Below are 14,224 nucleotides of genomic sequence, written 5' to 3'. Positions count from 1 at the left end.
GGGGCCGGATGTCAGGCTGTGCCCGACGGCTGAAGGGATGCTTCCGCATTGACGTCCGGCGAAAACCAGGTCTCATAGACATGCGCGGCAACGTAGAGGTCGAGCATGGGCAGACCCACGCACGTCACAAGGATCTGGCTCTCCGTTATATCGCCCGCATCGCAGAAGTCCTTCAGGCTCGATACACCGAGCAGGGGGCCGAGCTGTTCCAACGTCGACCCCATGCGCGAGAAGTAAAGCGCAAGACTCTGCGAGTTTCGCCGGGACACCATGGAAACGTCGTCGCAGAGAACCAGGCCGGATCGAAGAGTGTCACGGATGTAGCCGGCCGGCGTCTCGTCTCCGCCGAGGTGCAGAACTGTGGCAATCGGGTTAATCTCTGCAATGTCAAAGATCGGTGCGTTGGCATTGGAGGCGGTGATGACGAAGCGGCAGTTACGCAAGTTCCCATTGTCCGCAACGGCTTCCAACTGAATTCCAGGCAACTGATCCTGTCTCGCGACGAGTTCGCGCGCGGAAGTCCCCGACCGGCTGCGCACGTAGATCTTCGAGACAATGCCTGCCCCGAAATGGCCGAGTATCTTGATGATCTGATCTGCAATGGGACCTGCTCCGAAAATGAAAACGGAGAGTCCCTGGATCTTGGGAAAGAAGAGTTCCAGCGCCAGGGAGGCATAGGTTGCCGTTCTTGCCGCTGAAATCTCGGTCCCGTCCATCACACAAAGCGGGCGAAGCGTGAAGCCGTCGAGCAGCAGGATCGTCGAAGTCGAACGAGGTTTGCCTAATCGACGGTTTATTGCGTTGGCGCCAACCACCTTGACGGCGGCGTACCGGGCGCCGACGCTGGAGAGCGCGGATAGCTTCCAGCCCAGGCGCTCTCCCTGCAAGTCGTTCTGATACGCTGCGAACTCGGGTTGGCTCCACAGGTCACGTTCTTGAAACGAAAGCACGGATTTCAAGCCATGAGCCCTACCGGATCGGATATCGGACCAGGCCGCTCTCGCAGCGTTGTGGAGCGCGGTTGCCTCGAGGCGGACGCCAAGGCGCTTCATCTCGGCAAGTGAAATAAACCTTGGTGCGCTCTCCATCACCGTCCTCCACGGAAGTATCGACGTCACGTGACGTCGAGGAGTCTCGCATCCTGAGCGTTCGAACAGAAGGAAAGATCGGGATACATTTTTGTTTTCTCCAGGCAACAACGTCGCCGCAGAGCAAATTCGGGCGGTTGGTTCTTGTTCGCTGCATCATCAGAGAGCTCTCGAAGACAAGCCGGCCTGCATTCTGCCATTCAGGCTCATCGGCTTTGGTTGTCCGCACGGGTCGGTCCTGGGGAACGGGGCATCAGGCGCTTGCCGGTCACACGAGGCTTGGCGCTGTTCGGTGCGATTTCGCCTTTAGTTGTCCATAAGTCCTTAGCCATGCAACCGAAGCCCCTTCGCCGTTCAATGGACGGTGCCTATAGTCTGAACTGGCATGCAGAGGGGAATATGGAAGCGATGATCGCTGTCGGGGCCAATCCGGCGATCAAGCCGGTTCCGGTATCGCCTGGAAGACCTACGATGTTGAGGTGGTGGGCCTGCGCCCCTGTGTGGCACGGAACGCGCAACGCCAGTCCATGACGTAACGGCTCAGGAGCCTCCATGTTGATCGCGCATTTCCCAGCCGGCTACCTGCTCGCCAAAGGTGTCTCATTCGGGCGCCGTCCCGGGCGAGTGTTGTTCTTCGGTATCGTGGCTGGAAGCATCCTGCCCGACCTGGACATGGTCTATTTCCATCTGATCGACAACGGACGCACGCATCATCATGCCTATATCAGCCATTGGCCGATTGTGTGGGTACTTCTGATCGTTCTCGGTTTTGGCTTTTGGGCCTGGGGGCGATACAGGGCGACTGTGGTTGGCAAACGAGAAGCCGTCGCGACGGCCATGGCCGGATTGGGTATCGGCGGACTTCTGCATATGCTCCTCGATACGGTTGCCGCGCCGCTGATGTGGTTGGCACCGTTCTCGGCGCAATGGTTTGAGATCGTCTCCGTTCCGCCGAGGCACTCGAATTGGGTGTTTAGTTTCGTGCTGCATTGGACTTTTGTCCTGGAGTTGGCGATTTGCCTGGGAGCACTGCTCGTGTTCTTTCGCTCGCGGAAGGAGGATTAGCCGTTGCTCTGGAGGAAATGCAGCGACAACCTACTGGCGTCCGGAGCACCCGGATTTCGCATAATCCGTCCGCTCCGCCGGGCCATGGCGCCAAGCCGTCGCGGCGTTCGCCAGCCACGCAACAATCGTGTGCGGCCTTTGGCAGCATTGCCTTAAGTTGTCCATAAGTCTTTTGCCATGCAACCGGAACGTCACAGGTAGGCTCGTGTGCTTGTCGAATCTGGTCCCTTCCAGGCCAGATGGCGCTAAGCGTAGCGGCGAGGCCCGGCTGCGGCGATATCGGGCATGAGGGACGCGGAGGTCTCGGTGCGTTTTCCCAGGAAGCGAACGGTCATTCTTCTTTGCGCTGCCCTTGCCCTGCTGTGGCTCGGCTGGTGCGTGTTTTCCACGTTCGCGCTCGACTATGCCAGTGAGCATTACCTCGCCAATGGCGTGGTGCGGGTGGAACTGCCCAATGGCCGCAAGTTCAATATCCCGGAGCGCTATATGTTTTCGCAGGGCTTCCTTGTGCATGGGCGCTGGCCGAAGCCGAAAGAGGGGCGGGTCAAGGTTGATTATTTCAAGCTCGACGCGCTGCTGCCTGATCTGCGCCCCTTCCGCGAGGAGGATCGCGCCATGTGGGAGGCGCTGGGAATCGGCAGCAAGATCCATGGCAGTGTCCATAGCGTCGGGCAGGGTTCGAAATTCCATGATCCGGAATCATGGGAGGTTTTTTATCAAGACATGCTGAAGAGCGTTGACGGTGTTCATGTAGAAATTTTGCCTGACGTCGGAAAACTCAAAGCATTCGTAAATTCAGGCGGCGTCGGGAAAAATATAAAGCCCAGAAGCATAGACTATATATCCGGTGATTTTACCACTACATTAAATTGCTATATTTCGAACGACACTCCATTCCCAGAGTGCAATGTTATGCATCTATGGAAAAATGGTGTAGTAATAGATTATAGTTATTCATTGAACTATTTTGACTCTTGGGAAGGTATCAATACACGCCTCGTGGATCTCGTCGCCAGGTTCGAGCGTGTCGCTGCTGCGGATAAAGAAGGAAAAGGCGCGGAATGACCCCTATAATTACAGATGCACAGTTTGCGCAGGTGAACCTCTACGTCGAGGCACTCGACTATGCCGGCGGTTGGGCCTATCTCGCTTCGATCGGCGACAACTATGCCGATAATGCCAGCGCGGTGATCAGTGCAACTTCGGTTGCCTCGCAAGGGCGCATCTTCGCGCTGCTCGTCGAGCGGCATTGGGAGAATACCGCCGGCCGCACCGCCTATGAGCAGAAATTCGAGGCGGTAGCGCTTCAGCATTTCCAGCAGCACGTCGGTTATATAAGAAAGGAACATGGCAAACTGCCGACTACTGAGGACATTGAGAAAAGCTATCGCACCGCCGTGGAACAGAACGGTCTTTCCGCTTATGTGGCGTTTGACGGGATCTTTACCCAGAGCCTCGGAAAGTTGACCGGCAAGTCCATTGACTGGCCTGATTTTCTTGGCATCGACGCGGCGCGGCAGGTTGAATCGCATGTCTTCGACGATCTCGACAGCAGCAAATCGGCGCAGCTTCTGATCAAGGCCGTTCTGGAAGCCGAACTATCGTTCCAGGGCGAACTGCAGCTCGCAAACGCCGAGACCCAGTTTGAAGGGCAACGCGCGATGTGGAGCAGCCTCGCCGAGGTGCTTTCCGCATCCGGCGATGCCGCAGTGCGCGTCTGGGGGCAGGTGTTTGAATATGTCAGCAAGCTTCCCGCCGACATCCAGGACCAGTATATCAGGCAGCTGTTGAACACTTTCGATGATTCCTACGCGCAATGCTTCCCGGCTGGCACTCCGATCTTGGCGGGCGACGGATCCGAGCGGCTAATCGAGGATATCCGTCCCGGTGACATGGTGATGGCATTCGACGGCCTCGGAGAGCTTGCGCCACGCAAGGTGGTGCGGCTGTTCGAGAATGCGACGGAAGAGTGGCTGGAGCCTTCCTTCCCCGGAGACCGCGCGCCGATAACGGTAACGCCCGGCCACGAATTCCTGACGCCCAAGGGGGATTTCCGCAAGATCGGGGATATGGTCGATGCCGAGGGTCGCGTCGAAATCGTGCTCGCCGATGGTACGGTGACCAAAGCCTCAGTTCGGCGCATTGCCTTCAGCTCCGACATCGCGGATCTTTATGAGCAAGCACAGGCGACGGTCGCCGCCGGCACGAGCTACCTTACCAGCCTGGTGATGGAGAACGTTCTGGGCGGCGTCGTCAATTCGCTCTGCAGTGCGCTCGGAGCAGCCGGAAACCTCGTCGCGCCCAAGCGGTTGTGGCGCTCGTCGGCCACGCGAGGGTTGAGCGTGGCCGTTAGCGATGTCGCCTTAAGTTGTCCATAAGGCTTCTGTCATGCAACCGGAGATCAACAGGTAGGCCAGTGTTCTCGTCGAATCTGACTTCGCGCGATGACGACTATGCCGATAAATTCGGTGCTGTGATCGATGCCAGCCGCGATCCGGGCGTTCGGTCGAGTGCAAGTGGAACTCCAAGATCAATCAGTTGGGAAGGCTAGAATGGGTACTGCAGAAGAGCATTCCCGACGACTGCCTTTCGATATCTGGGTGTCGATCGGTTTCTGGGTGTTCCTGATACTGCTCTGGTTTTCGCCGATTGGTTTTACAAAGGCGATAGTCGAGCCAACTCTTCGATGGCGTATCGCAACATATCCTCATTTCGAAACTCTATATGCTCGGGACGTTGTTTTTGTCCTGATGATGTTTGGGGGGGCATTGTTGGTTGGCTTCCTGGGCTCTCTGAGTGGCGTAATATCAAAAAGACATTCGGTATTCTCAAAGATCAATGGTCTTCAGGTATACGTTTTATCGTTTTTCTCTGTAATTTTTCTTACACCTGCTGGATCACAATGCTCTTGCTGCTGCGGAAATTCAAAACTCCAATCTACACGCGCGAGACATCAATATTTTTCTAAATTGTTGGGTCTATCCTTCCTATTGTTGCAGTTTCGGTGGCTGTGTTTGGGTTTTCGTTGGAAACGGGTTAACGTATAAGATGAATAGAAGAAGCCTATATTTTGATATCATATTCCTAACTGTGGTGACAGCGATTGTCGTTACGGGTTACTTTGGCAATTTCGGATGGAGCCGCTCAATAAGCGAGCTACTACACTCAATAAAGTTAGGATTATCACAGGAAATTGATTCACGTGTATTCACGAAACCAGAATCAATACTTCCTTCTGAGGTGGCTCTAATTGCAGTTCCGATAAACGTCGGATTTGCTTTTGCGGCATATACAATAATGTCAAATAAAATCGAAGACTTTTTTAGATGTTTCGGGCTTTATGTTGTATACGTTCTGCTCGTTATGTACTTCGCCGACGACCATGAAAAGAATCTATTCGTTGTAGGGTCAAGTCTGACGGCAATTGCGTCTCCTTTCGTGAATGAATACATGAGAGAAAATCTGCGTGAAAGGCGTTATCGTAATATAGTCAATGCATACATCGTATTCGTTTTATTTGTAATATTGTTACACATTAGTAATGTGATTATGCTGTCAATGATTATCGATGCATCCATTTTGAATGGAATTGTCAACTACAGCTTGAGTCTGATCACAAGTACCTACGAAAGATGACCAACATGGGCGCCCAATACATCCCAGTCATAATGCCGGATTACAACGTTGCAGTTCCTGGACCCGTAGATTCGGGCCAAGGGGCTCAACTCGGACACGCTGGCGCAATTGTAATAAATAATGGGGTCGCGACCTATTTCGAGTGGGGGCGTTATGAACCAGCAGCACCTTACAGTGTTACGGACAATGGCTCCAGCTTCGGAAACGTGCGCTCTTGGAATATTCCTGGGCAATACGACACGCTTGACAGCGCCGCCATCGCATCTCTGTATGCTGGGATAAAGTCCGGCTACGCCGATCTGGATGGCAAGGCCACAAGTATATTTATGAGCTCATATGACATAACTGAAGATCAAGCCAACGGAATTATTAACACATTTAGAAGCTACGATCAAACAAATGGAGCATATACTCTTCTTGAGAACAGCTGCATAGGCGCTGTCCTCAAAGTAGCGAAACTGAACGGCATCAACATCAGGGATTCTGTGCTTTTTTCGTCGATTCCGGGCGCACACATCTCTCCCATAATGGTCGACACGGACTCCGGATACATAATCAAGGACGGAGTCGTTACCCATTATAGTTTGGATGAATACATCCAAAGCGAATTAGAAGGGATGCAATGCTTCCCTGCCGATACCATCATCGACATGTGGGATGGGTCACGGAAGCAGATTTCCGACATTCGAGCTGGAGACCAGGTCACTTCTTTCGATAGTGCGGGTAATGCAGTTCCGGGGCGCGTTGTGCGCACTTTCCGTGGTGATACGACCAAATGGGTCGAGCTGAACTATTCGTTCGACGGATCGGAGCATGTGCTGACGGCGACTCCGGGGCACCCGTTCCTGAAGACGGACGGCACCTTTGCGCCTATTGCCGAGCTGATCGATACAGCAGGTCACGCCGAGATCGTTCTGATTGATGGAACGCTGGTGACTGCGCGGGCACGCACGGTGCAGTGGTCTGCCGAGAACGAAAGCGTGTACGAAGCGGCTTATGCGGTGGGCTCCGCTGGGAATACTGCGCTCAAGCCGGCTCCGATGAATGCCTGGGCGACCTACAACTTCGAAGTCGAAGGCACCCATACCTACGTCGCGGGCGGGGTCTGTGTTCACAACCGCTGCCTTGAGAACGTCGTTACCGAGACCACGCTCAAAGCTCTTGTTGAGGCCGGCATTATTGATCCGAGTTCTGACGCAGTAATTCTGACGGCAAGCGGGCAATATCTCCTAGTGAGCGAGGACGGCAGAGTCGTTACCGAGGGAGCCCTTGCAGGTCAGCCACTGGTCAAGGTGATCGAGGTCTTCTCGGACTATGTCCAGCACGTAGGGGATGCGGTCTCCAGCGTCATCGAGGACACAGGGCAGTATCTGGCGGGAGCGTTGCCTGGTCTTGTGAGCGCCCTCATCAACGGCCAGGATTTCGAGGGTGCCGCGGAAGAATATGCCGCTCGGGTCGTCGCGGAAATGGGCGTCGACACGTTGGCACGGATTTTCGGGCTGGAGTCTATTCCGAAGGATGACAACGGCAATCCGAAACTGCCGGATACGAGCGATCCCAAATTCTTCGAAACCGAAATCGGCTCTGCCATCAAGGGCGCACTCATCTCGGCGGCGGTGATGCAGATCGTCCGCGGCGATGAACTGACGTCGGAAGACTACAGGCAGCTTGCACTCAACAATTCGGTACGTTTCGTCGTCACTCAGGCGCTGCAAACACAGGACTGGGCGACCATCGGCGATGGCGTAACGGAAGAGATCTTCGACTGGTTTGGTGACGCAGACTCGGCCGTCCAGCTCAGCCCAGCAGGTCAGGCGGCGGCAGCGGCGGCAGTGAGCCTTCTCTCCGACCTGCTCGATGGTGGTATCGAGGACGTAGACCAGGCGCTCGGCAATGCGGCGATCGCCGCTGGCACAAGCTACCTTACGAACCTGGTGCTGGAGAACGTTCTGGGCGGCGTTGTCAAGTCGCTCGGCAGTGCGCTTGGAGCGGCCGGAAACCTCGTCGTTCCGATCTTGGGCGCCATTGTCGGTGCTGTGATCGGCAAGCTTCTGGGCAGTCTCTTCGGTGGCCTGTTCGATCCGCCGCCGCCGATGTACCAGGTCGAGAAGAATGCGGATGGCACCTATACCGTCCACCTGACGGGCAACTCCGGCGGCTACGTCTATATTGCCCGAGACGGACACGACGACACGCTGATCGGCTCGAAGGGCCCTGACGCCCTGATCGGCTCTTCCGGCGACAACGAACTGCACGGACTTGACGGAGACGACTACCTCGAAGGCCGGGCCGGCGACGATGTCCTGACCGGTGGCAAGGGAACGGATACGCTCGACGGCGGTGCCGGCGACGACCAGGCGCTCGGCGGGGAGGGCGGCGATATCGTCAACGGCGGCGCCGGCAACGACATGGTCTCGGGCGGCGACGGCGACGATATCCTGTTCGGCGACAGCCGGAGGGATGAACAGGACGCCGATTTCGATCCGCGCTCGAGTGTTTCCCACCTCGGCGAGGAAGGGAGCCTGGAGGCAAGCGATTCCGATAGCCAGCCTGATAGTGGCGGCACCTCGGAGGGCGCCACCCAGTCCGATCCGGATGCGACCAACAACGACGTATTGCTCGGCGGTGCCGGCAACGACCGTGTCTTTGCCGGCAAGGGCGATGACTATGTCAACGGCGGTTTCGGCGACGATATCCTGATGGGCCAGTCGGGCAATGATGTCGTCATGGGCGCAGAGCACAACGATTACATCGACGGCGGATTTGGCAATGACGTGCTCGACGGCGAAGCCGGTGACGACAAAATCATCGGCGGCAGCGGCAACGACGTCATCCACGGCGACAAGATGGTCGTCCTCAAGGATACAGAGGTCACGAGGGCGATTCGCACCTGGCTCGATACGAAGGTCCGGAGTTCTGACGGGCTGAAGCACGATCTCGGCGTCAACAAAGCCTACAATTCCGTGACCACCTTGTCAGTTGCTCCATTTACCGGTGCGTTCACGCTCGGCGAGCTTTTGCTAACCAAGGTGCAGACGGTGGAAAGCGCGCTCACGGCGGGTCTGAATGGGGAGCAAAGCGCGGTCTTCGGCGCCTTCATGAGTTGGCTCGCCACCGCCAATCCTTCGCTGAAGTCGCAAATCGAGGCCGGAGCGTTCGACTATCTGTCGGCGGACTATGTGGCGCCCGAAACAGGTGGTCCGGGCCAGCTCCTGTTCACGATCGGCAACGGCAATGACGTCATCGACGCGGGCGCGGGCGACGACCTTGCCTATGGCGGCCTGGGCCACGACGTCATCGACGGCGGCGACGGCGACGACGTCCTCTACGGGGATGGTCTGGCCTCCGGCGTCGATGGTGAAGGCAAACCCGTCGTTAATGATGCGGGTGCCGGAAACGACACGATCTCCGGCGGAGCCGGAAATGACCAGATCATGGCCGGTGACGGGAACAACACGGTCGACGGCGGCGCTGGCAACGACCGTATTGTCGCCGGTGACGGCAATGACAGCATCAGGGGCGGAGCGGGAGCCGACATTATCTCGTCCGGAGCCGGCGACGATGTAATCTATGCCGGTGATTCTGGTATTCCGGATGCCGCCAGGGGCGAAACCGCGACGGACTTGGCCCTGCAGGATGTCGTCAACGCCGGAGCGGGCAATGACATCGTCTATGGCGAAGGCGGCGCGGACTACTTGAGCGGCGGTGATGGCGCGGACAGGCTCTACGGTGGAGAGGGTGACGACACGCTTTCCGGGGACGAGGGTGACGACGCGCTCTTTGCCGGCAACGGCAATGATATCGTGAACGGCGGGGACGGTGATGACGTCCTGCGCGGTGAGGCTGGCAACGACCTGCTCAACGGTGGCGCCGGCGACGACAATATCGACGGCGGAGACGGCAATGATATCGTCCAGGCAGGCCTCGGCAACGACACAATCCGGGGAGGCGCCGGTAACGATACACTTCTCGGCGAAATCGGTGCGGACACGCTCTACGGCGGCGACGGCGACGATACCCTTGTCGGCGGGTCGGACAATGACATCCTGAGCGGTGACGCAGGCAGAGACACGCTTTCGGGCGGGACAGGCTACGACCGGCTCTTCGGCGGTGCCGGCGACGACGAGTTGGAAGGTGGCGCAGGCGCCGATGTCCTCATGGGAGGTGACGGCAACGACGACATCTATGGTGACGAGAAGACCGGTACGTCCGCCGGATACGATTCCATTTACGCGGGCGCGGGCGACGATACGGTCCACGCGGGCGCAGGCAATGACTGGATAGAGGGAGGCACCGGCGCCGACAATCTCGACGGCGAAGCCGGAGATGACACCATTTTCGGTGGGGAAGGGAACGATACCATCAGCGGAGGAAGCGGCAATGACACCATTGACGGCGGCGCAGGCGACGATCAGATCTCCGGTGGGCTCGGATCGGACCGCATTGCCTCCGGCGCCGGAAACGACACCGTCACGGACAGCGGCGGCATCGACATGGTGGACCTGGGCGACGGCGACGACCGGTTCCTTTCGGCTGTCGGCGATACCGGCGGCGACATTGTCGATGGCGGCGCAGGCAATGATGTGCTGGCGGGTGGTTCCGGTGGCGACCATTTTGCCGGCGGCGACGGCGACGACACGCTGAGCGGCGGAGCCGGAGCAGATGTTTTGGAAGCCGGAAACGGGAACGATGCGCTCTCGGGCGACGCCGGCGCGGACACGTTGATTTCCGGCCGTGGTATCCAGCGACTGGACGGCGGCGCCGGCAACGATCTCTACCGGATCGATCTGGCAGGCCTCCGCGGCACGATCGAAGACAGCTCGGGTGTCGACAAGATCGAACTCAGCCGCGACTTCGAACCGAAGGACATTCTTCTCGAAAAGGACGGAAACGATCTCCTCATCCGCTCGCGTGCCAACCTGAACGATCATATTCGTATCGTCGATCAGTTCTCCGGCTCGCCCAAGATCGAGGCGGTGACCTTCGCCTCCCACAGCTTCACGCTCGACCTGACCAATGTGATCATCGGCACGGACGGCAACGACAACATCGTCGGGACGGAGAACAACGATATCGTGCTGGCGCTTGCCGGTGACGATGTCGTCGTCGGCGCGGGAGGGGATGACTTCCTGGACGGCGGTCCGGGCAAGGACGTGCTTTACGGTAATGACGGCAATGACCTGATTCACGGTTCGTCCGAGGACGATCTCCTGAGCGGCGGAGATGGAAACGACCTGATCGACGACGGTACCGGCAGCGACATGCTCATCGGCGGTGCCGGCAACGATACCTTCGCACTCTCGCGGAAGGCCGGCGACCGTGACGTGATCGCTGACTTCGAGCTGGGCTCCGACAAAATCGACCTGAAGACCTTCGGTAACCGCTTCGTCAGCCTGAAGCAGATGGCGTATTTCCGGGCGGACTTCCGGATGGACGGTACCGACAGCGCCGTGACGATTGATGGAAAGCAGACGCTTACCATCGAGGATGTGAACTTCGCCGCCCTTTCGGAGAGCGATTTTGTTTTCGACCTTCGATCGATCTCCGGCACCACGGGAACAGCGCTGAATGAGGTCATCAGGGGTGGCGTGAATGCCGATCTGATCAACGGCGGCGCGGGGCTCGACATCATGACGGGCGGCGCTGGAGCCGATACCTTCGTGATCGGCAAATCGGCAGGCGACATCGACACGATCACCGATTTCAACGCGACCGAGGACGTGATCGATCTCACGGCCTTCGCGGACAAAGTGTCGGTTCATCAATTCGAGGTCGTGCAGCGCGGCAACGACGTCACCGTCTCTTTCGGGAACGACCAGCACCTGATCCTGGAAAACGTTCAGAAATCCGATCTGCGGCTGGAGAACTTCAAGTTCGACCTGTTCACGGACCAGACGAATGTCAGCCGTTACAATGGAGCCATTCTCCACGACTTTGCCGCCGATCGCATCATCGAAGCCGAAACGGCGATTTTCGAGGAAGATGTCGAAGTCGCGGCGGCTGCCCTGAGCGGCAGCATTGCGGGCGGGGCGGGTGCGGATGCGGCCACCGGCAGTGGAGCCGGTGCTTCGGCGGTCGGGGCGGACACATCCACCTATGGCACCAGCGCAATCGGAAGCGGTAGCATCAGTTCGGATGCCGATTATCACGACGGATTCGACAAGACGCTGAAGAATAACGCCTACTATGAGAAGGACTGGTGCTCCAAGACGCTCATCAAGCCGACGAGCTTCTCCGGTACGACCCTCGACGATCTGATGTACGGCTCGTACTGGTCGGAAAAGATCAAGGCAGGTTCGGGGGACGATGCCGTCTACGCGGGCAACGGTGATGATACGGTCAATGCCGGAACCGGCAATGACTATGTTGCTGCCGGGAACGGCAACGACACTGTCATTGGTGGCGAGGGTGATGATTACCTGCTTGGAGAAAACGGTAACGACGAGCTCTATGGCGGCGCAGGTAACGACATCCTGAAGGGTGGCGACGGCGAGGATCTCGTTGTTGGCGGTTCGGGTGACGACCAACTCTTCGGCGGGACCGGCAACGACGTCCTGTATGGGCAGTCGGGCAACGACTATCTGTCGGGCGGGATCGGCGACGATCAGCTCTATGGCGGTTCGGGCAATGACACCGTCAGTGGGGGAGCCGGTGGCGACAGCATCTACGGGGAGGGCGGCGCCGACGTTCTCAACGGCGATTCCGGAAACGACTACATCAGCGGCGGCTCCCAGAACGACTATCTCGTCGGCGGAGATGGCAGCGACCGTGTCTATGGGGGCGATGGTGCCGACGAGCTTCTTGGCGGCAATGGCGACGACAAACTCTACGGTAATGCCGGCAATGACGATATAGCCGGAGGAGCCGGAAACGACATTGCCTGCGGGGGCAACGGCAATGACCGCGTTGGTGGGGGGGACGGCAATGATACGCTTTATGGTGGCGCCGGAGAAGATGTCATCTCCGGTAATGCAGGCGACGACCGGCTTTGCGGTGAGGGTGAAGATGACTCGCTCTATGGCGGCGATGGTAACGATTATGCGAATGGCGGCGCTGGCAATGACTTCCTCAATGGGCAGAATGGCAACGATACGCTCATCGGCGCCGACGGAGATGACTGGTTGAACGGCGACAGCGGTGACGACACAGTTTCAGGCGGCAACGGTGACGACACCTTGTCGGGAGGAACCGGCAACGACGCCCTTTACGGTGATGCCGGTAGCGACCGGTTGTCCGGCGGCGAGGGGGCAGATTTCCTGAGCGGTGGGACCGGAGACGATTATCTCGGCGGGAACGCCGGCGATGACCGCCTTTGCGGCGGCGACGGCAACGACCTGATCGTCGGTCACGACGGACATGACACGCTCTTTGGCGGCAGCGGCAATGACAGACTTGCCGGTGCGACAGGAAACGACGTCCTTTATGGCGAGGCGGGGGAAGATTACCTTTACGGCAATGACGGTGATGATCGCCTATACGGCGGTTACGGGAATGATAGGCTCTCAGGGGGCGTGGGCGACGATACCGCTGAAGGTGGCGCCGGAAACGATCTGATCGTCGGCGGAAACGGAAATGATACCTTGCGTGGCGGCGACGGTAGCGATCACCTCCTCGGTGGTGATGGAAACGATGTTATTCTTGGTCAGCTAGGCTCCGATCTGATCGAAGGCGGTTTCGGCAATGATTACCTGGAAGGGAATCAGCAGCGCGACGCCATCTTCGACGCTTCGGGTGCAAACTTCATCCATGGCGGTTACGGCGCCGACTTCATTGCGGGCGGTGCAGGCGACGAGGTCATCTATGGCGGCTCGGGCAGTGACCTGATCGCCGGCTGTGAAGGAAGCGACTACATCGACGGCGGAACCAATGGTGACGTCATCGACGGTGGGACAGGTCACGACCACCTCATCGGCGGCCAGGGGGCTGACACGATCTACGGCGGCTCCGGCGACGACCTCATCGATGGTGGTACGGAAAACGACGAACTGTACGGCGACGACGGCAAGGACTCGCTGAGCGGCGGAGCCGGCAACGACTGGCTCGCCGGTGGCGCTGGAAATGATATCCTCACTGGTGGCGATGGCAACGACCTCCTGGCGGGCGGCACTGGCGCTGACCGCCTCTTCGGCGGCAATGGCGCGGATATTATCGTCGGCGGCGCGGGGGCGGATCTTCTTTATGGCGGCGCCGGCAAGGATGTGTTCAATTATGACGCGCTTTCTGAAAGCACCGCCAAATCGATCGACGTCATTGCCGATTTCAATCGCAACGAAGATGTCATCGACCTCTCCGGCTTTGATCTTGCGTTCGATGATCTCGAAATCACGATCGTGAATGGCGAAACGGAAGTGTCCATCGAGGGCACCGAATTCAAGCTTCGCATCCTCGGCGACCATCACAACCTGAGTACCGCGCAATTCCATCTCTAAGGTGCG

5 protein-coding genes are annotated in these 14,224 nt (G+C 58.1%); 4 read left to right on the top strand and 1 reads right to left on the bottom strand.

What is annotated here, in order from left to right; all coding sequences use genetic code 11:
- Positions 1-11 precede the first annotated feature (11 nt).
- Complete coding sequence (locus NHF53_RS23425) at positions 12-1,088, bottom strand: ornithine cyclodeaminase (RefSeq protein ID WP_252836348.1); 1,077 nt, start codon at positions 1,086-1,088, stop codon at positions 12-14.
- 552 nt (positions 1,089-1,640) lie between these two features.
- Here NHF53_RS23425 and NHF53_RS23420 point away from each other — a divergent pair.
- From NHF53_RS23420 to NHF53_RS24220, 4 genes are all read left to right on the top strand, one after another.
- Entirely contained in the window at positions 1,641-2,153 is a 513-nt protein-coding gene (locus NHF53_RS23420) for a metal-dependent hydrolase (RefSeq protein ID WP_252836347.1), read from the top strand.
- A gap of 306 nt (positions 2,154-2,459) precedes the next feature.
- Positions 2,460-3,218 carry a hypothetical protein gene (locus NHF53_RS23415; protein ID WP_252836346.1) on the top strand — a complete coding sequence of 253 codons (759 nt, stop codon included), beginning with the start codon at positions 2,460-2,462 and terminating at the stop codon, positions 3,216-3,218.
- Positions 3,215-4,531 (top strand): Hint domain-containing protein, encoded by a 1,317-nt coding sequence (locus NHF53_RS23410; protein ID WP_252836345.1) that lies wholly within the window; start codon positions 3,215-3,217, stop codon positions 4,529-4,531. The genes NHF53_RS23415 and NHF53_RS23410 overlap by 4 nt, the downstream gene beginning before the upstream one ends.
- Before the next feature lie 2,004 nt (positions 4,532-6,535).
- Positions 6,536-14,218: a M10 family metallopeptidase C-terminal domain-containing protein gene (locus NHF53_RS24220; RefSeq protein ID WP_308218708.1), complete on the top strand. Its 7,683-nt coding sequence runs from the start codon at positions 6,536-6,538 to the stop codon at positions 14,216-14,218.
- The last annotated feature ends 6 nt before the right edge of the window (positions 14,219-14,224 follow it).

The sequence above is a fragment of the Ciceribacter sp. RN22 genome (genome assembly GCF_024054295.1).
GTDB classification, from domain to species: domain Bacteria; phylum Pseudomonadota; class Alphaproteobacteria; order Rhizobiales; family Rhizobiaceae; genus Allorhizobium; species Allorhizobium lividum.
The sequence above is the reverse complement of the archived record's forward strand: the minus strand, read 5'-3'. Positions and strand labels throughout refer to the sequence as shown.

Coding starts and splice junctions, on each gene's coding strand:
- NHF53_RS23425 (WP_252836348.1), bottom strand. CDS start 1,088: ATGGAGAGCGCACCAAGGTTTATTTCACTTGCCGAGATGAAGCGCCTT.
- NHF53_RS23420 (WP_252836347.1), top strand. CDS start 1,641: ATGTTGATCGCGCATTTCCCAGCCGGCTACCTGCTCGCCAAAGGTGTC.
- NHF53_RS23410 (WP_252836345.1), top strand. CDS start 3,215: ATGACCCCTATAATTACAGATGCACAGTTTGCGCAGGTGAACCTCTAC.